We start from the raw sequence: 18,892 nt of genomic DNA, 5'->3' as shown, positions 1-18,892 counted from the left end.
GGGAGACGAGGAGGAACGGCATGGGGACGATCGGGACGCTTGTGGTGATTGCGTCGATAAGATACCCGCCATGCGGCCGGTGGTCTTCCTGCACGTGGGTGCGCCCAAGAGCGGGACGACCTACCTCCAGAACGTCCTGTGGGCGAACCGCGAGGCCCTCGCCGAGCAGGGCGTGCTGTACCCCGGGGCCGACCCCGTGGACCACGTCCGCGCCGCCTTCGACCTGCGCGCCGCCTTCTTCGACGGCGACCGGGACCCCCGCGTGGCGGGCGCCTGGCCCCGGCTGGTGGACGAGATCCGGAGCTGGTCCGGCGGTGTCTCGGTCGTCTCCCAGGAACTGTTCGGCGCGGCCTTCCCCGCCCACGTCCGGCGGGCGTTCGCCGACCTGTCGTTCGCCGACGTCCGGCTCGTCTGCACCGCGCGCGACCTCGCGCGGCAGATCCCCGCGCACTGGCAGGAGGACGTCAAGAACCGGATGTCCCTGACCTTCGCGGAGTACATCGCCGGCCTGGCCGAGCCGGACGTCCCGCGCGGGCCCGCCTGGCAGTGGATCCGGGAGTTCTGGCGCACCCAGGACCTGCCCGAGATGCTGCGCCGGTGGGGCGCGGGGACGCGGGTGCCGGCCGACCGGGTGCACGTGGTGACGGTCCCGCCCGCGGGCGCGCCGCCGGACCTGCTGTTCCGCCGGTTCTGCGCGGCCACCGGGATCGACGCCGCCCGCTGCGACACCGAGGGGGTGTTCGGCAACCCGTCGCTCGGCCGGGCGGAGACCGCCTTCCTGCGCCGCCTGAACGAGGTGACGCGGGCGCGGGTGCCGTGGGCGGTGCACGACGACTTCGTCAAGCACCGGCTCGCGCAGGGGACGCTCGTCCGCCGTCCGGGCGCCACCCGGATCAGGCTGCCGGAACGGTTCCTCCCGTGGACCGTCGAGCGCGCCGAGAGCATGGTCGCCGAGCTGCGCGCCGCCGGGTACGGCGTCGCGGGGGACCTGGCCGACCTGCTCCCGACCGTCTCGGGCGACGGCGGGTCCGACCCCGACCAGGCCCCTCCGGAGCAGGTGCTCGACGTGGCCCTGGACTCGGTCGCCGAACTGCTGCGCACGCTGCACGCCCGGGAGTCCGCGACGGCCCGGCTCGAGGGGGCGGCCGGGCTGGACGGGCTGCGGCGCGACGTGGCCCGGATGAGGAGCGACGCCGAGCACCTGCTCACGGTGTCGGCCCCGGTCTCGACGGTCGTCGTGGCGCCGGTCAAGCGGGTCGTGCGGGACATGAGCGAACGCAACGCATCGGTCATGCGGGCCCGCGTGGCCTACTGGCACTACGTCGAAAGACGCCGCGGACGCCGCGGCCAGGAGAGGTGACGACGTCGGCGATGGGAACGCGCAAGAAGGTCTTCCTGCATGTGGGGGCGCCGCTGCTCGGCGCGGACGCGGTGCAGGACGCCCTGTGGCACGCGTCCGACCGGCTGGCGCGCGGAGGCGTCGGCTATCCGCTGCACGCCCCTGGGGACATGTTCGCCGCCACCATGGACCTCCGCGCGATGGCGTGGGGCGGACGGCGCGACCCCGCCTGGACGGGCATGTGGGAGAAGGTCGCCTCCCGGGCCCGGGGATGGACCGGCGACCGGGTCCTGCTCTCGCACGAACTGCTGGCCGGGGCCACCGCCGAGCAGGCGGCCCGCGCCGTCGACTCCTTCGGCGACGCCGAGGTGCACGTCGTGTACACCGCCCGTGACTTCGCCCGGCAGCTCCCTGCCGACTGGTCCGAGCACATCCGGCACCAGCACACCGTGACGTTCGACCGGTTCGTCGACGACCTGGTCGAGCTGGGGATCGAGGCGCCCGAGCCGTTCGGCCCGATGTTCTGGGGGCTGCACGACCCGGTGCGCGCGCTGCGCTCCTGGGGCTCGGCCGTGCCCACCGGGAACGTCCACGTGGTCACGGCCCCGCACGGCCCGGACGGCGTGCCGGGGCTCTGGCGCCGGTTCATGGCGCTGACCGGCGTCCGCCCCGAATGGTGCGACCTCGCGGCGCTGCCGGAGGAACGGCCGCTGGGGCGCGCCGAGGCCGAACTGGTCCGCCTGGTCAACGGCCGGCTGCGCGGTGCGCTGGGAGGCGCGTACGAACGGCTCGTCCGGCGGCATGTGGCCGGGGAGGTCCTGCGCGCGCGGCCCGACGCCCGTCCGATCACCGTTCCGCAGCGGCACCACGCGTGGCTGCGGGACCGGTCGCAGGAGCTCGTGACCGCGCTGGCCGCAGCCGGCTACGACCTGGTCGGCGACCCGTCCGACCTGCTTCCCGACCTGCCCGCCGAGGGTGCGGCGGACGAGCCGGACCCCACTCCGGACGAACTCACCGACGCCGCGCTCACGGTGGTCGAGGCCGTGCTGCGCGACCTCGCCCGGGTGGACGAGCGCCGCCAGATCGGGGACCTGAGCGTCGAACTCGCCAAGGTCCGCGACCAGCTCGCGGAGCTGACCGCGCTCACGCCGGACCGTCCGTCCCCGCTGCGGCGCGCGGCCCTGCGGATGGCCCGCGAGCGCGAGCGCGAGCAGCGGGAGCGGGAGCAGCGTGCCGGAGACTGACCCGGAACGCGACCAGGAATCCGAGGTGACGGGACCGGAGCGGGAACCCGAGGTGACGGAAGCGGAGCGGGAACCCGAGGTGACGGGAGCGGGCGTGATGAGGACCGAGGGTGAGCCGTTCGTCGCGGCCGTGGTGGTCACCTACCGCCGCCAAGAGAAGCTCGCGTCCGCGCTGGCGGCGGTCTTCGGCCAGTCCCGACCGCCGGACGCCGTCGTCGTCGTGGACAACGCGTCCGGCGACGGCACGGCCGAGCTCGTGCGCCGCCGCTTCGCCGCCGCCGAACTGGTGGAGCTGCGGCACAACACCGGTGGGGCGGGAGGCTTCGCCGCCGGCATCGTGCACGCCCTCGGCCGGGGCGCCGACCTCCTCTGGCTGATGGACGACGACACCGTCCCCGAGCCCGGCGCGCTCGCGGCGCTGCTCTCCGCGCGGCGGCGGGTGCCGGGGCCGCCGGCCCTGGTCGCCAGCCGGGTGGTCTGGACCGACGGCCGCGACCACCCCATGAACACCCCGCGCGTCCGGCCCGGGACGAGCCCGGCCGGACGCGCCGCCGCCGAGGCCGCGGGCTGCGTCCCGATCCGCTCGGCGTCGTTCGTGTCGGTGCTGGTCGAGGCGGACGAGGTGCGCAGGAGCGGGCCGCCCGTCGCCGACTACTTCCTCTGGAACGACGACTTCGAGTTCACGCTGCGGCTGCTGCGGCGGCGTGTCGGGGTCCTGTGCCGCGACAGCGTGGTGGTGCACCACACGGCCCGCTTCGGCGGCACCGAGACCGATCCGGGGGAGCGGTTCTTCTTCGAGGTGCGGAACAAGGTCTGGCTGTTCACCCGCAGCCGGGGACCCTCCCCCGCGGAACGGCTGCTGTACGGCGGCTCCTCGGTGCGGCGCTGGGCCCGGACGTTCGCGGCCTCCGGAGACCGCGCCACCCTGCGGCGCGGGCTGGCCCGCGGCCTGTGGGCGGGGCTGGCGTCCCGGCCGCGGCCCACGGCGGCCGTGCTCGCCGAGGCGTCGCCCTCCCGTCCGTCGCCTTCCGAAACGCCGGACTCGGAGACGCCGGTCCCCGACGCGTCGCATCCGCCGGAGCCGCCGGAACCACCGGAGCCGCCGACCAGGCCGGATGTGGACGCGCCGGAGGGGCCGCCGGTGGACGCGCCCGACTTGCCCTAGCATGCCGTGGGTTCGCGCCAAGATCAGGAGGCTTCCATGTCGCTGGTCCCGTCCCGTCGCCAGCTGCTCATCGCGGCGTCGAGCGCTCTCGCCGTCGCGGGCTCGGTCGCCGCGTGGACGGCGACGGACGCTCCCGGCCCCGCCTCGCCGCGCGCGATGCTGAGCGGCAAGGACGCGACGGCCGCCGCGTCCGGCCCGAGGCTCGCCATCGCCTCGAAGTTCGCGGACCCCGGCGTCCTGAAGGTCGGCACGACGTACTACGCCTACGCCACGAACATCCCGGGCAGGACCGTGCCGGTCGCGACCGCGACGTCCGCCCGCGGCCCGTGGAAGGTCCGGCCCACCGGCGTGCTGCCGAAGCTGGGGGCCTGGGCCAAGCCCGGCCAGACCTGGGCGCCGGAGGTCACCCGCCGCCCGGACGGCACCTTCGTCCTCTACTACACGGCGTCGAGCAGGACCCGGAAGACCGGATGCGTCGGCGCCGCCGTCGCCCGCTCCCCGCTCGGCCCGTTCCGTCCGGTCGGGAGCGGCCCGCTGGTCTGCGACGTGCCCAGGTCCGCGACCCAGGGCAAGCTGCGCGGAGAGATCATCGACGCGGGCTCGTTCGTCGAGGGCAGGAACCGCTACCTGGTCTACAAGGTGGGCTACAACGGGTACTACAAGCCCTCGTTCCTGCTGCTCCAGCGGCTGTCCGCCGACGGCCTGCACCGGGTCGGCGCGCCGAAGGTGATCCTCAAGCAGACGAGCGAGCCCTACACCACCGAAGCGCCCTTCCTGGTCAAGCACGGCTCGAAGTACGTGCTGTTCTACTCGGCCGGTTTCTACGGCAGCGACGTCTACCAGACCCGGTACGCGGTGGCGTCCAGGCTCGGCGGCCCCTACACGAAGGCGGCCAAGCCGCTGATGACGACGCAGAGCCTGGGCCGCAAGGTCAACGGGCCGGGAGGCGCGTCCGTCCTGCACGACGGGAACACCTGGTGGATCGTCTTCCACGGCGCGCTCGACCCCAAGAACCCGGCCAGGCCGTCGCCGATGCCGCGGCCCAAGCCGCTCATGCGCGGCATGTACGTCGCCCAGCTGGGCTGGTCCGGCGATCACCCGGTCGTCCGATGAAGGACGTCCCTGACGCGTGACCCCTGGCCGGGCGCGGAGGGCCGTGGCCCGGCGGAGGGATCGCGGTGCGGGTGGAGGGGGGATTCGGTTGAACGGGACGCGCCGGAGAGGGTAGCTCTTTACTCTGAGTGGGGAGGATCCTTAGCCGAGCCTGCCCTGAAGTGCCCGCACCACCTTGCTATCTGGGGTCTGCCGACGTGACCGATCTGCCGAGCGGTTCCGCGGGCGCGCGCATGGTCCAGGCCGACCGGCTGTATGTCGGCTGGCGGTACGCGCAGGTGCATCCGGATCCGGGGCCGCCGCCCAGCGAGCCCGAGCTGACGTCGGCGCCCGCGCCCGAGGCCGCGTGTCCGGACGGCGCGCGAGCATACGGCGGGCGGACGCTGTCCACGGTCGTCCACAGCGGGTTGAGCGCCGATCACCTGTCCGCGCGGCCGTTGCGGATCACCGCGGCCGGAGGCGGCGCGTTCGCGGGACTGATCCTGATGTGCGCGCTCACCGGGGTGCTGCCCTGGGCGTTCGCCGCGGCGGGGCTCGTCGCCTGCGCCGTGGTGCTCGGCATCACCGGGATGCCGCTGTGGCGCGGTCGCCTGGAGACGCGGGCGCGGATCGAGGCCGAGACCGCGCGGGCCGAGCGCGAGCGGATCGCGCGGGAGAAGGAACGCGCGGCCGTCGCGCGGGCGCACGAGGACGCCCGGCGCGCCTGGGAGCGGAGGCTGTCGGCCTACGAGGCGCAGCGCGAGTGGTACCCCGTCGCCGTTCCGCCGGGGGTCGACCGGGTGGACGTCGTCGGCGGGACGCTGGCCGGGTGGACGGCCGCCGTCACGACCATGGGCGCGGCGCGGCTGGCGGTGGGGGCGCGGGTCACGGTCATCGACCTGTCCGAGGGCGCCGTCGCGCGGGACCTGCTCGGCGTCGCGGCGCAGCGCGGCGACGACCCGCTGGTCTGGGTGCTGCCCGGCGACCTGCCCCGGCTGGACGCCACCCGCGGCCTGTCGCCCGAAGCGCTCGCCGACGTCCTGTCGCTGGTGGTCAGCGCCGGGGAGGAGGAGGGCGGGACGCGCGACCTGTCGTTCGACAACTCGATCCTGGAGCGGATCCTGGAGGTGCTCGGCCCGGACGCCACCATCCCGCGCGTGACCGCCGCGCTGCGGGTGCTCGCGCAGGTCGGGGACCCGCGCGACGACCTGCGGCGCGGGCTGCTGACCGACGCGGAGCTGGCCCGCGTGGCGTCGCTGTTCGGACGGGACGCCACCGACCGGATCGTCGTCCGCCGCGCGTGGGCGCTGGAGGCGCAGCTCAGGAAGCTGGAGCGGCTGGCCACCGAGCCCGTCCGGCTGCCGCCGTCGCGGCTGCACGTGATCTCGATGGACCGGCGGGCGGGCGTGCTCACCAACCGCGTCCTCGGGACGTACGTCGCGACGGCGCTGACGCACCGGGTCCGGGAGGCCCCGCCGTCCGGGCGCTGGGACCACACGCTGTTCCTGTGCGGCGCGGAGAAGCTGCGCGGGGACGTGCTGGACCGGCTCATCGACGCCTGCGAGGCCACCGGCACCGGGCTCGTCCTGATGTACCGCTCCGTCACCCCGCACGTCCGGGAGCGGCTGGGCCGGCGCGGGCACGCGGCGGTCGGGTTCATGCGGCTCGGCAACCCCGAGGACGCGCGCGTCGCCGCCGAGCACATCGGCGCGGGACCGCCGCTGCTGGTCGCCGAGATCACCGACGTGGTGGGGGAGAACCTCACCGACGCGCCCGACGGGTACGCCAGCACGGTCGCGTTCGCCCGGCGGCACGGGGACGGCCTGACCGACCCGGCGTGGACGCCGCTGCCCGCTCCGGCCGCCGACGACTCGGTGCTGGTCGAGCAGATCAGCACGGCGACGTCCTGGGGGCGGAGCCTGCTCGGCACGCCGGAGGGCAAGCAGCGGCACCGCGAACTGGTCGTCGAGCCCGCGCAGCTCCAGGAGCTGCCGCCGACGGCGATGGTGTTCACGCACGCGGGCGGCGCGGGCCGCCGGACGCTGCTGGTGGACGCCAACCCGGGCATCATCACGCTCCCGACCGCGCACACCATGGAGTTCGAGGAGTACCTCCGCGAGCAGCAGACCCTCCCCGAACCCGAGGACCCCGACCACGCGGGCGACGACCACGCACGCGACGACCGCGCACGCGACGATCACGCGGCCGACGACCAGGCAGCCGACGACCACGCGGCCGACGACCACGCGGCCGACGACCACGCGCGCGGTGACCACGCGCGGGACTGACCGAAACCCGCCCGCCGCGACCGGCGGAGGGCGCCGCGATCCGCCGCCGGGCCTGTAAGCGGCGCGATTTCGGCCCGTGGCAGCCCCGGCCGCATGCCCGACCGCATCGGACGAAGCGGACCGGGCGCAGTGGCGGGCGCGCCGGACGGAGGGTAAGGATGCACAGGTGACCTTCCCTCCGGGCACCCCGCCGCCTCCCCCCGGCGCGCAGCCTCCCCCGCGCGGGGCGCAGCCGCCTGCCCCGGGCGCGCACCCCTCCGCGTCGGGCGCCTATCCGTCCGCGTCCGGCGGGTATCCACCCTCGTCCGGGACGTATCCCTCGGAGACGTATCCGTCGGCGTCCGGGGGGTATCCGGCCGCGCCCGGCTCGTCGCCGCCGCCGAGTTTCTCGTCCGGACGGCCGCAGCAGGCGGCCCCCGCGGACGACTGGGCGAACGTCCAGCCGCGGCACGAGGAGCCGCCGCCGAGAGCGGTCCTGCCCGGCCCCTGGTACCGGATCCAGGCGATACCGGCGCCCGAGCGCGGCCCGTCCGCCGAAGGGGACTTCGTGAGCGTCCTCCCGGCGGCGCTGTCGGCGGCCCGGCTCGGCCGTCCGTTCGTCGTCGGGTGGCTGTCGCGCGGCGGCGGCGCGCCGCTGGAGCTGGTCACGAACGCGGGACCGGTCGGGCCGGGCGGCGGCGGGCTGCTGTTCCCGTCCGGCGGACGCGGCGTCCCGATCGGCGAGGAGTGGCTCGCCCGCGTCGAACGCATGGTCTGGACGCGATGCCCCGGACGGCTCGCCCCGCCCGGCTCCACCGGCGGCGGCGACACCGGCCCCGGCCTGTTCGAGTCGACGCTGGTCACGCTGATGGAGCGGCCGTTCGGCTGGTTCGTGGTCGCCGATCCGTGCGACGAGCGGGAGCTCGACGACGAGATGCGCGAGCTCCACCACGAGCTGCGGATGCTGCGCCGCGGCGAGGACGAGCAGGCCCGGCTCGCCGTCGCCCGCGCCGACCGCCGCCTCGCGGAGCTGGACGCGTTCCGCGAGGCGGGCCTGTGGCGGGTGCGGGTGCTGGCGGGCGCGGCGTCCGAGGCCGAGCTCGCGCAGATCGCGCCCGTCCTGGTCGGCTCCCTGGAGATCGGCCACCACCCCTACCGGCTGCGTTCGGGCCACGGCGGCGGCGGCTTCGCCGACATGCTCGCCCCGGACACGGCGCCCGACCGCCTCGGCGCCCCCGACCACCCCGGCACGTCCGACCGGTTCGGCACGTCCGACCGGTTCGCAGGGGGCGACCGGTTCGCGTCGTCCGACCGGTTCGCGTCGTCCGACCGGTTCGGGGCGGGCGACCGGCTCGGCGCGGCGGTGCCGCCGGACGCCGAGCAGCGGTTCGGGTTCACCGCGACGGCGGGCGCGCTCGCCGCCCTCGCCGGGCTGCCGCGCCGCGAGGTGCCCGGCCTGCGCGTCCTCGACGCGGGGTACTTCGACGTGACGTCCGAGACCGGCGACGAGCCCGAGGACGGCGCGATCGGCCTCGGCGACATCCTGGACGGCCACGACCGCGTCGTCGGCCGGTTCGCGGTGCCGCGCTCGACCGTCAACCGGCACGTCTTCGTCACCGGCGCGACCGGCGGCGGCAAGTCGCAGACCGTCCGGCACCTGCTGGAGCAGCTGACCCGCGCGGGCGTGCCGTGGCTGGCGATCGAGCCCGCCAAGTCCGAGTACGCCGCGATGGCGGGCCGGATCGCCGACCTCGGCGCGAAGGTCACCGTGGTCAACCCGTCCGACCCGGGCGCGGTGCCGCTGTCGGTGAACCCGCTCGCGCCCGAGCCCGGCTACCCGGTGCAGGCGCACATCGACATGGTCCGCGCGCTGTTCCAGGCCGCGTTCGACGCCGAGGAGCCGTTCCCGCAGATCATGGCGCAGGCGCTGCAGCGGGTGTACGAGGCGTGCGGCTGGGACGTGGTGACCGGCGGCGGCGTCCCCGGCTCGCTGGTCGAGCCGACCGTCCCGACGTTGGAGCAGTTGCAGAACGCGGCGCTCCAGGTGATCCAGGACGTGGGCTACGGCCGCGAGCTGATGGCCGACGTGCAGGGCTTCGTGGACGTCCGGCTGCGCTCGCTGCGGATCGGCTCGGCCGGCCGGTTCTTCGAGGGCGGCCATCCCGCCGACATCGGCGGGCTGCTGCGCGACAACATCGTCCTGGCCATCGAGGACGTCGCCAACGACGAGGACAAGGCGTTCCTCATGGGCACGCTGATCATCCGGATCGTCGAGCACCTGCGGATGCGCGCCCGCGAGCACGGACCGGCCGCGGGCCTGCGGCACGTGATCGTGATCGAGGAGGCGCACCGGCTGCTGCGCAACCGCGGCCCCGAGCGGACGTCGTCGCACGCCGTCGAGCTGTTCGCGGGCCTGCTGGCGGAGATCCGCGCGTACGGCGAGGGGATCGTGGTCGCCGAGCAGATCCCGACCAAGCTCGTCCCGGACGTCGTCAAGAACACCGCGCTCAAGATCGTGCACCGGCTGCCCGCCTTCGACGACCGGCACGTGGTCGGCGCGGCGATGAACCTGGACGCCGACCAGTCCCGCGAGGTGGTGTCGCTGCGCCCCGGCGTCGCCGCCGTGTTCGCCGACGGGATGGACCGTCCGCTGCGGGTCCGGATCCCGCTCGGCGAGGGCCGCGAGCAGGTCCGGCCCGGACCGCCGCCGCCGGTGGACGGACGCCGCTCGGCCGCGTGCGGCTGCGAGTGCCGGTCCGGCCGCGCCTGCACCCTGTACGAGCTGCGCGAGGCCGACCTGCTCGCCGCGCGCGCGGACTGGGCGTGGCTGCGGCTGTGGGGCGAGACGCTCGTCCTCGCGCACGTCACGGACCGTCCGCTGCCCGCCGTCCCGGCCGAGCTGGGCCGGGCCTGGTCGCGGCTCGCGCCCCGGCTGCGCGAGTGCGCCCTCGCCACGGTCGTGGACCGCGCCGTCACCCGCCGGTCCCGCGCACTGCGCACGGCGTTCGCACCCGCCGGCCTGACCGCCGCGGTCGCGGAGGCCGGCACGAGGATGCTCGGCGGCGCGCACGACCTGGCGGGCACCCGCGCGGGCGCGCAGTGGGTCGTCCCGCAGTTGCGCTGGCTGCACGAGCTGGACCGGCTGTTCCCGTACGGCGCGGGCGCGCCCGACAAGCACGCGCCCGCGCCGCCGCTCGACTACCGGCTGCCCGGCCTGCGGAACGTGCCGGACGCGCGGCTCGGCCACCGGCTGCGCGACCTGCGCCGCCACCCGCTGTCGCTGGAGCTGCCCGCGAACCGCCCGCTCGCGCTGCTGGCCCTCGCCGGGGAGGACGAGCACGCCGCCTTCTACACCGACCTCTCGCTCGTGGCGATCGGCATCGAGGAGGACGAGCAGATCGGCCACATCGCGTCCGCGATGCGCGCCGGGTCGTGGCTCGAACCCGTCCTGAGCTGGCCGGAACGCTTCATCGTCCCGTTCGAGGACCCGTCCGCCGGCCTGCCCTTCCTCACCGGCGGCTGACCCCGCCGCCGGCCGCCGCCCGAAACCCGCCGCACCTGCCCTGGCGCCCACCCGCCGCAGTCCGCCGCGCCGACCGCCCGCCGCAGTCCGCCTGTCGTTCGCGCACCGCGGCACGGCCGGGCGACGGTTTCGTCACGATCGCTCCGCAAGGCTCCCGGGGCACGCGGAGTAGCGGGTACTTTCTTCCTCCCCCTGCATGCCGGAGGTCGGATGGTGACGGTCGCCGAAGGTACCGCGCCCGCGTTCGGGCACGTTCGTCCAGGGCCCGCGCCGTCCGCGCGGCCGATGCAGAACACCACGCGCCACCTGTGCGCGGCCGTCTACCTGAACCGCGCCGTGTGCGCGGCGGTGATCGCCGAGTACCTGCACGACGCGCACCGGGCCGTGGTGCCGTCCTTCGGCTTCGACCTCGAACCGGTGATCCGGCACGCGCTGCGCGCCCGGCGGCTGCGGATCATCCGCGACGCGCTGCTCCTGGTGGTCTGGACGCTGCTGTTCGTCGCCGCGCCGTGGGCCGCCCCCGCCCTCGGCGCCGCCCTCGTCCCGGCGGCCGTCGCGGCGCGCATCCGGTGGCGGACGCTGACCTGGCCGTGGCGGATCGTGCTCGCCGGCGCGCTGGCGTTCCCGCTCCTGTACCTGGGCGGGACGCTGTTCGTCGCCCTCTTCGCCAGCGCCTCGGAGGCCGCCCATCTGGTCGGTTCCGCCCTCGGCGGCGAGCAGGACGAGACGCTGCTTCCGGCCGACCACCCCGGCATGGTGCTCATGCTCGCGCTGCTGGCCTTCGCCGCCGTCTACTTCGGGCACCTCGCGCTGGTCTACTGGACGCTGTCGCGCGAGCTCGCGCCCGGCGCGCACGGGCCGGGACCGGACGTCCTCAGCGACCGGGTGAAGACCCTGCTGGAGCGGATCCGGGCCGCGCAGCTCGGCAACGTCACGCTCTACTCGGGCGACAACCCGTTCCTCGGCGCGGGTTCGATCCGCTCGGACCTGTCCCGGATGTGGTCGGTGGTGCTGGAACTCGACCGGGCCGGCGCCGACCCGCTGACCGGCGAGCCCGGCGCCGACCCGCTGTCGATGGAGGCGTCCGGACGGCCCGACCCGATGACCATGCACCGGCGCGTCCAGGAGAGCGTCCGGGCGATGCGCGACGAGTGGCCGCCCACCCCGGACGGCACGCCGCCCGAACGCGGCTCGTGGCTGCCGCCCAACGAGCGGGTCTCCGGGCTGAACACCGGCTGGCACGTGGTCGCGCCCGGCCTGTGCGAGCAGCGCGAACGCCCGGTCGGCGCGTCCGATCCGCGCCCCTACTCCGGGCACCCGCTGATCGACGCGACCGCGCGGCTGCCGTTCTCGCTCGCCGGGGACGAGGCCGTGGACGCGCTCGTCCGGCACCCGCAGGGCGCGGTCCGCTGCTTCCAGCGGATCACCGTCGGCGCGCAGTCGCAGCCGGTGCTGCGCCGGGACGGCAGCCCGCTCGCGCCCGCCGCCGACCGCGACCAGACGCTCACCACCTTCGTCTACCTCGCCGTCGAGGGACGGATGCTGTACGGGCAGTTCGTCGCGGCCGTGCTGCCGCCCGTCCGGCCGGAGTTCCGGGTCGTGGACCTGCTGCCCGCGTGGAGCCCGCCCGCCGTGCTGTGGCAGGTCGTGCGGACGGGGTGGCGCGGCTCGGCCGAGGCCGTCCTGCTGCCGCTGCCGAGGACGGTCGGGTCGCTGTGGCGGCTGGCGGTCGGCGCGCTCCGGGCGGCGTCGGGCGGCGACCCGACGGCCCGGACCGTGCACGACTACGGCGCGCGGCTCAGCGTCCGCGAGCTGGTCGCCGACACGCGCATGCAGGACTTCCTGCAGCTCGCGGACGTGGACAAGTACGCCCGGCTGATCCAGCGGCGGGTCAACGAGGCCCTGCTGGACTACCTCGGGTCCGAGTGCGGGGTGGACGTGTCGGCCTACCGCGACCAGGCCGGGACCATCCTCAACCAGGGCGTGATCATGACGGGCGGACGGGTGGACGGCCAGATCGCGGTCTCCGGCGAGGGCTCGCGCATCCGGCAGACCCAGGGCGTGAACCCGTGACCGCGGACGATGCCCGCGCGACCGGGAACAGGAAGGACGGCATGGGGCGAAGGAGGACGGCATGAACTCCAAGGACGGCAAGGGCACGGGGGCCGGCGCGGGCGGGACGGGACGGCGCGGCGACCACCGGGGCGTCCGGATCGGCGGCAACGCCCGGGTCTCGGGGCAGATCTCGACCGGCGACCACAGCGTCCAGATCCAGGGCGGCCCCGCGGCCGGACCGCCGGACGGCACGGCCGCCGCGCTCGCCCGCGTCGCCGAGCTGATCGACGCGCACGAGGCCGACCTCCCGGAGGCCGCCCGCGCCCGCCGCGACCTGGCCGACGTCCGCGAGGAGGCGGAGACCGGCGACCCGGACACGGACCGCATGTCCGGCGCCCTCGACCGGCTCGCCCGCCGCGTCGGCGGCGTCGCGGCGCTCGCCGAGGCCGTCCACGCCCTCGCGACCCGCCTCGGCCTGGCCTGACTGACGTCCCACCTCGGCCCCGGCCCCGGCGCCGTCCGTACGCTGTCCGTCCGAGTGAGAGATTGATGACGTGCGGGCGGGAGCCCTGTGACGTCCCGGATCGGAAGGGACCGGGGCGGCGGACCGGTGCCGTGTCAGATGGAGGCTTCGGTGCGCGGGGACAGGTCGGCCTTCCGCGCGACCGCGTTCCAGTAGCCGATGAACTCGCGCTTGGCGGCGGTGGCCTGCTCGTTCACGTCGACGACGTCGGAGTCGGGCGGGCATCCCGGCGACAGCTCGATGTACCGCGCGTTGGACGCCACGGACGCCTGCAACGCGCGGACGAGGGAGTCCTTGAGCTGCTGGCCGTTGTCGATGGCGCTCACGTCCAGCGCCTGCGCGGTGGCGAGCTGCGTCTCCCGCTCGCCCTTGATCTGCTGCAGTCCGGAGGTCTGGCAGTCGTCGGTCAGGACGGACTGGAGCCGCCCGCGCGTCGAGGCCATGTCGTCCAGCAGCGCGTTCACCTTGCCGGCCTGCTCGGTCATGTCACCGCTCGGCGACGGCGAGGACGGCGTCTCCGAGGGGGACGAGGCCGTCTCGGACGGCTGTCCCGTCGTCCCCGGCCCGGCCGCCTGCGTCGTCGCGGCGGTGTCGCTGCCCGTCCGGCCGGCCTTGCCGGAGCCGTGCGGCCAGAACACGATGCCGAGCGCGACCGCCGCGAGCACGACCAGTCCCGTCACGATGAGCAGGTAGGGCGGGGACTTCCTGCGCTCCGGCGGCGGGGGCGGGCTCCACACCTGCGGCTCGTCCGCCCACGGTTCGGGCGACAGCGTGATCGTGTGCTCGCCGGGCGACCCCGGCGGCGGGGGAGGCGTGGCCGACAGGCCCGCACCGCCCGCACCGGCCCACGGCTCGGGCGGCGGGCCGTACGCCGCGCCGGGATCGGCGGACGGCGACGGCGTACCCGGGTCGTACACCGTCGGCGGCGACGCGTACCCGGCGTCCAGCTCGGTCTGCGGCGCGGAGTATCCGGAGTCGGCCTCGCTCCGGTGCGACGCGTAGCCCGCGTCGGACTCGGTCGGCACGTGCTCCGCCTCGCCCCCGACCCCGCCCCCGCTTTCGGCCGCAGCACCGGACGAGGCGTGGCCGAACTCGTGCGGTGGCGTGCCCGGGTCGCGGTCGGACGGCGGCGGCGGGTAGTCGCCCGGATAGGTCGCCTCGTGCCCGGCGGACGACGCGAAGGGGTACGGCCCGGGCGCGAGGCCGGAGCCGGGACGCCCCGGGGCGTCGGCCTGGGTGGCCGGAGCGTCCGGCTCGGACGGCCACCGGGGCGACGAGGGCCAGCCGTCATCGCGCGTCGCCGCGTCCCCGGAAGGCCGCGCGCCGCTGTTCAGCGGCGCATCGCACCGGGTGCAGCGGGGGAGCGCCGGGGTCGTGTCGCTACCGCAGGCAGGGCACCGCATGAAAGCCCCTCACCGTCAGGGTCCGTCGCGACCAACCTACCGTGGCGGGCCGCGCGGCGGGATGCCCCCGCGCGCCTCGCCACCGGGTTGTGATCAGCCGGTCCCGGCGCAGGTCGGACGGGGTCAGACCCCGGTCCAGCGCCGGGCGGGCTGGCCGGTCTTGCGGGCGACCGGGTTCCAGAGCTCGACGAAGGTCTTCTTGGAACTCGTCGCGCGGCGCTCGGCGTCGGCGCGGCCTGGCGCGTGGTTGGCGTCCGGCTTCGGCTTGCCCTTGCAGCCGCGCTGCGCCTGGTTGGCCCAGGACAGCAGCGCCTGGTCCACGTCCAGGGACGCCTGGAGCGACTCGCGCAGGGACGACCGCAGCTTCTCGCCGCGCTCCAGCTTGTCCAGCTTCAGGCCCGCGGTGTGCTTGAGCTGGTTCTGCCGCCGCTGCGCGACCTCCCGGAAGGAGCCCACGGCGGCCGGAAGGTCCTGGCACTTGCGGGACTGGGCGAGGCCCTTGACGAGGGTCCGCTTGGTGTCGGCGCTGGCGTTCAGGATGTCGTTCAGCGCGCCCGCCTGCTGCCGGGCCGCGCCGTCCGCCGGGATCTTGCTCTTCTGCGCGACCGGGGAGTTGGACGTGTTGGGGTCGGTGCCGCCCTTGCCGCCGCCCGGCCACAGCACGACCGTGACCGCGACCGCCGCCGCCGCGACCAGCGCGCCGACGCCGATCAGCAGCGGCTTGCCCATCTTCTTGCCGGACGACGCGGGCTGACCGCCCTGGAAGCCCGGCTGGCCGAAACCGCCACCCTGCTCGAAACCCTGCGGCTGCTGCCCGAAGCCGCCGGGGCCGGGTCCGAAACCGCCCGGCTGCTGGCCGAACGCCGCGTCCTGCTGCCCGAAGGCGCCCTGCTGGCCGAAGCCGGCGTCCTGACCGAACCCGGCGTCCTGGCCGAAGCCCGGCGCCTGCTGGCCGAAGGCGGGCTGCTGCCCGAACCCGCCCGGACCGGACGGCGCCGCACCCGCGTCGAGCATGGTGGTCGGCTGCTCACCGCCGCCGCCGTCCTGGCCGAAGGCCGGCGCGGGCGGTTGCTGCTGCCCCCAGCCCTGGTCGGACACCGTCTGCGGCGCCTGCCACTTCTGCGGCCCGGTGGGCTCGGACGGCTCCTCCGGGCGGCGCGGCTTGGCGTACCACGACTCCGGGACGATCGACTCCGCCGGCTGCTCGGCCGATCCGTCCTGCCATCCGCGCGCCTGCCCGGCCCCGGCCGCGGCGGCGGGCGACGGCGCGATGATCGTCTTCATGTCGGACGGGTGCGGATCGGCAGGCGCGGTGCCGTGCTCTCCGGACTCGGCCGGGTCGAACACCCACGCCGCCGTCGACTCGGGGTCTCCCGCGCCCGGCGAACCCGCCGGACCGGAGGAGTCGGACGCCGCCCACGCCGGGGCCGGCGGCGGGGGAACGTCACCTCCGCCGGACGGCGCGGGCGAGGGAGCGAGCGCGGGCGGCGCGGAGAGCGGCATCCCGGACTGGCCGCCGCCGAACCCGGCGGGCGGTCCGCCCGGCCCGCCGGACGGCTGCCCGCCCCCGTTGCCCGCGTTGCTTCCGGGAACGAGGGGGCCGGGGACGACGACCGTCCGGTCGCCGAATCCGGGGTCGCCGGCTGCTGCCATGCCGTCCGGGTTCGGGCCACCCGCATGGTGGCCACCGGCATGAGGGGCACCGGCATGAAGGCCACCGGCGTTCGGGCCGCCCGGGTGAAAGCCGCCGGGGCCCTGCGCGCCCGCCGCACCCGGCCCCTGCGCGCCCGCCGCACCGGTCGGCGTACCGCAGTTCGCGCACCTGTCGAGCGTCCCGGCCGTGGTGGACCCGCACGTCGGACACTGCATCGCTCAGACCTCGCTTGTCGCCGCTTCGCACGCCTCGCGGCCCACGCCCTCCACGGGGCGGACCTCCCCACGCCGGCCGCGGGGTATTCGACAAAAGGTACTGCGTACCGTTGGTCGCGTACGCGGTGACGGGGATCCGCGAGCGCCCTCCTTCGGCCGCCGCCGCAACGTCACCGGGGCTGGCACCGAATCACGACATGTCGGCCACGGTCAAGGTCGGCCGCCGAGGTTTACCCGGACCCCGTGTGATGCTCGTCGCACTTTCGGCCCCGTCCGTTCCGCCCGGAACCCCGCCCGGTCGCGGCGGCGTGATCACACCCACGCCGAGAGCCGCCCGGTACCGACTACCCTCGGGAAGGTCGCTGAGGCGCCCCAGAGACACGGAACAGAGAAGACGGAGTCCATGAGCGATCTTCCGCTGCGTTCGCAGCTGGCCGTCGCGCTCGGTCGTACGGCCGCGAAGATGTCCCGGATGGCTGGCAAGGGTGACGGGTCGGTGATCGGCGGCAAGGTCGGTCTCAAGCTCGACCCGGAGCTGCTCACCCGGCTGTCCCGGGACCGCAAGCTCGTCCTCGTCTCGGCCACCAACGGCAAGACGACGACGACCCGGCTGATCACCTCGGCGATGACGCCGCTCGGGGAGGTCGCCACCAACGCGTTCGGCGCGAACATGCCCACCGGGCACGTGTCGGCGCTCGCGTCCGCCCCCGCCGCGAAGTACGGCGTGCTGGAGTGCGACGAGAAGTACGTCCCGATGGTGCTCCGGGAGACCGGCGCCAACGTGGTCGCGCTGATGAACCTGTCCCGCGACCAGATGGACCGCGCGGCGGAGATCTGGCTGCTGGCGGGCAAGTGGCGCAAGGCCCTGGCCGAGGCGCCCAACACGCACGTCGTGGCCAACTGCGACGACCCCCTGGTCACCTGGGGGGCGGCCACCGCCAAGTCGGTCACCTGGGTCGCGGCCGGCCAGCACTGGCGCGAGGACTCCTGGTGCTGCCCCGAGTGCGGCGGCCCGCTCGACCGCCAGGAGGGCGAGGAGAACTCCGACTGGGCCTGCCGCCAGTGCCACTTCCGGCGGCCCCGCCCCGACTGGGTGCTGCACAACGGCGCGGTCTACGACCCGCACGGCCGCGCGTTCCCGCTGGACGCCATCCAGCTTCCCGGCCGCGCGAACCGGTCGAACGCGGTGGTCGCGCTCGCCGTCGTCGCCCAGTTCGGCGTCCCGCCGGAGCAGGCGCTGCCGCTGCTGGCGACGGTCAAGTCGGTCGCCGGCCGGTACACCACCGTCGAGGCGCAGGGCCGGACGCTGCGGCTGCTGCTCGCCAAGAACCCGGCGGGCTGGCTGGAGGCTTTCGACGTGCTGAAGCCCGCACCGTCCCCGCTGGTGCTGGCGATCAACGCGCAGGGCCCGGACGGCCGGGACACCTCCTGGCTGTGGGACGTGGACTTCCGGCTGCTGCGCGGACGGCCGGTCTGGGTCGGCGGCGAGCGCCGGATCGACCTGGCCGCCCGGCTGGAGGCCGCCGAGGTCCCGTTCACCCTCGTGGACGACGTGGAGCAGGCGATCCTCGCCGTCCAGCCGGGGCACCTCGACGTGATCGCCAACTACACCGCCTTCCAGAACATCCGAACGAGGTACGGCCGTGTCGTCTGACCGCTTGAAGATCGTCTGGATCTATCCGGACCTGCTGTCCACCTACGGCGACCAGGGCAACACCATCGTCCTGGAGCGCCGGGCCGCGCTGCGCGGCATCCCGACGGTGACCGTCAGCCTGCGCTCCGACGAGCCGGTCCCGCCGGACGGGCACATCTACCTGCTCGGCGGCGGCGAGGACCGGCCGCAGATCCTCGCCGCGCAGCGGCTGCGCGCCGACGGCGGCCTGCAGCGCGCGGTGGACAACGGCGCGGTCGTGTTCGCGGTCTGCGCCGGCTTCCAGATCATCGGGCACGAGTTCGGCGGGGACGAGGGCCAGCCGCTGCCGGGCCTCGGCCTCCTCGACATCCGCTCGTTCCGCGGCCAGCAGCGCGCGGTCGGCGAGGTCGTCTCGGACGTGGCGTCCGAGCTGCGCGTGCCGCGCGTCACCGGCTTCGAGAACCACCAGGGCGCGACCACCATCGGCCCGGCGGCGCGGCCGTTCGCCAAGGTCGTGTCGGGCATCGGCAACGGCGACGGGCAGGGCTTCGAGGGCGCCTACCAGGGGCACGTCCTCGGCACCTACATGCACGGGCCGGCGCTCGTCCGCAACCCGGCGCTCGCCGACCTGCTGCTGACCTGGGCCGTCGGCGGCCAGCTCCAGCCGATCGACGACTCGTGGGCGGGCCGCCTGCGCGAGGAGCGCCTCGCGGCGGTCCTCGGGGCCTCCGGCCCGGCGCCCGCCTGACCGGCGCCCGCCCACCGGCCGTCCCGGCCCG

12 protein-coding genes are annotated in these 18,892 nt (G+C 75.4%); 10 read left to right on the top strand and 2 right to left on the bottom strand.

Annotated elements, in window-relative coordinates; translation table 11 throughout:
* Positions 1–70: 70 nt before the first annotated feature.
* The 8 genes from DZF91_RS18790 to DZF91_RS18755 all read left to right on the top strand — a co-directional run bounded on the left by DZF91_RS18790 (position 71) and on the right by DZF91_RS18755 (position 13,169).
* A complete protein-coding gene (locus DZF91_RS18790) occupies positions 71–1,360 on the top strand; it encodes a hypothetical protein (protein WP_117358759.1) in 1,290 nt (429 codons plus the stop codon).
* Between the two features lie 11 nt (positions 1,361–1,371).
* Positions 1,372–2,583, top strand: a complete 1,212-nt coding sequence (locus DZF91_RS18785; RefSeq protein ID WP_147341213.1) for a hypothetical protein — start codon at positions 1,372–1,374, stop codon at positions 2,581–2,583.
* Positions 2,584–2,680: 97 nt separating this feature from the next.
* A complete protein-coding gene (locus DZF91_RS18780) occupies positions 2,681–3,748 on the top strand; it encodes a glycosyltransferase (RefSeq protein ID WP_117358766.1) in 1,068 nt (355 codons plus the stop codon).
* 36 nt (positions 3,749–3,784) lie between these two features.
* A complete protein-coding gene (locus DZF91_RS18775; protein ID WP_117358757.1) occupies positions 3,785–4,861 on the top strand; it encodes a glycoside hydrolase family 43 protein in 1,077 nt (358 codons plus the stop codon).
* 197 nt (positions 4,862–5,058) lie between these two features.
* Complete coding sequence (locus DZF91_RS18770) at positions 5,059–7,128, top strand: hypothetical protein (protein ID WP_235834398.1); 2,070 nt, start codon at positions 5,059–5,061, stop codon at positions 7,126–7,128.
* Positions 7,129–7,603: 475 nt separating this feature from the next.
* Positions 7,604–10,630, top strand: coding sequence for an ATP-binding protein (locus tag DZF91_RS18765; protein ID WP_117358765.1), 3,027 nt, complete (start codon positions 7,604–7,606; stop codon positions 10,628–10,630).
* A 285-nt stretch (positions 10,631–10,915) separates the two neighbouring features.
* On the top strand, positions 10,916–12,703 hold the full coding sequence (locus DZF91_RS18760) for a hypothetical protein (RefSeq protein WP_147341212.1): 1,788 nt from the start codon (positions 10,916–10,918) through the stop codon (positions 12,701–12,703).
* Between the two features lie 61 nt (positions 12,704–12,764).
* The gene (locus DZF91_RS18755; protein WP_117358755.1) at positions 12,765–13,169 is read left to right on the top strand and encodes a DUF5955 family protein; all 405 of its coding nucleotides are present in this window, start codon (positions 12,765–12,767) and stop codon (positions 13,167–13,169) included.
* Positions 13,170–13,303: 134 nt separating this feature from the next.
* Here the strand turns inward: DZF91_RS18755 and DZF91_RS18750 are convergent, their stop codons facing one another.
* Positions 13,304–14,611, bottom strand: coding sequence for a hypothetical protein (locus DZF91_RS18750; protein WP_117358754.1), 1,308 nt, complete (start codon positions 14,609–14,611; stop codon positions 13,304–13,306).
* A 123-nt stretch (positions 14,612–14,734) separates the two neighbouring features.
* Positions 14,735–16,264, bottom strand: a complete 1,530-nt coding sequence (locus tag DZF91_RS18745; RefSeq protein WP_117358753.1) for a hypothetical protein — start codon at positions 16,262–16,264, stop codon at positions 14,735–14,737.
* Between the two features lie 619 nt (positions 16,265–16,883).
* Between DZF91_RS18745 and DZF91_RS18740 the strand changes: the two genes are divergently transcribed.
* Together DZF91_RS18740 and DZF91_RS18735 are read left to right on the top strand one after the other, a co-directional pair.
* Entirely contained in the window at positions 16,884–18,134 is a 1,251-nt protein-coding gene (locus DZF91_RS18740) for a MurT ligase domain-containing protein (RefSeq protein ID WP_117358752.1), read from the top strand.
* Positions 18,124–18,861 (top strand): type 1 glutamine amidotransferase, encoded by a 738-nt coding sequence (locus tag DZF91_RS18735; protein WP_117358751.1) that lies wholly within the window; start codon positions 18,124–18,126, stop codon positions 18,859–18,861. Before DZF91_RS18740 ends, DZF91_RS18735 begins: the two co-directional genes overlap by 11 nt.
* Positions 18,862–18,892 lie beyond the last annotated feature (31 nt).

The sequence above is a fragment of the Actinomadura logoneensis genome, from assembly GCF_003428695.1.
Classification (GTDB): Bacteria; Actinomycetota; Actinomycetes; order Streptosporangiales; family Streptosporangiaceae; genus Spirillospora; species Spirillospora logoneensis.
This window is presented reverse-complemented; position numbering and strand designations above follow the sequence as displayed.

Excerpts from the sequence above, each read along its gene's own strand:
- DZF91_RS18790 (WP_117358759.1), top strand. The coding sequence starts at position 71 with ATGCGGCCGGTGGTCTTCCTGCACGTGGGTGCGCCCAAGAGCGGGACG.
- DZF91_RS18785 (WP_147341213.1), top strand. The coding sequence starts at position 1,372 with ATGGGAACGCGCAAGAAGGTCTTCCTGCATGTGGGGGCGCCGCTGCTC.
- DZF91_RS18780 (WP_117358766.1), top strand. The coding sequence starts at position 2,681 with ATGAGGACCGAGGGTGAGCCGTTCGTCGCGGCCGTGGTGGTCACCTAC.
- DZF91_RS18775 (WP_117358757.1), top strand. The coding sequence starts at position 3,785 with ATGTCGCTGGTCCCGTCCCGTCGCCAGCTGCTCATCGCGGCGTCGAGC.
- DZF91_RS18760 (WP_147341212.1), top strand. The coding sequence starts at position 10,916 with ATGCAGAACACCACGCGCCACCTGTGCGCGGCCGTCTACCTGAACCGC.
- DZF91_RS18755 (WP_117358755.1), top strand. The coding sequence starts at position 12,765 with ATGAACTCCAAGGACGGCAAGGGCACGGGGGCCGGCGCGGGCGGGACG.
- DZF91_RS18750 (WP_117358754.1), bottom strand. The coding sequence starts at position 14,611 with ATGCGGTGCCCTGCCTGCGGTAGCGACACGACCCCGGCGCTCCCCCGC.
- DZF91_RS18745 (WP_117358753.1), bottom strand. The coding sequence starts at position 16,264 with ATGGCAGCAGCCGGCGACCCCGGATTCGGCGACCGGACGGTCGTCGTC.
- DZF91_RS18740 (WP_117358752.1), top strand. The coding sequence starts at position 16,884 with ATGAGCGATCTTCCGCTGCGTTCGCAGCTGGCCGTCGCGCTCGGTCGT.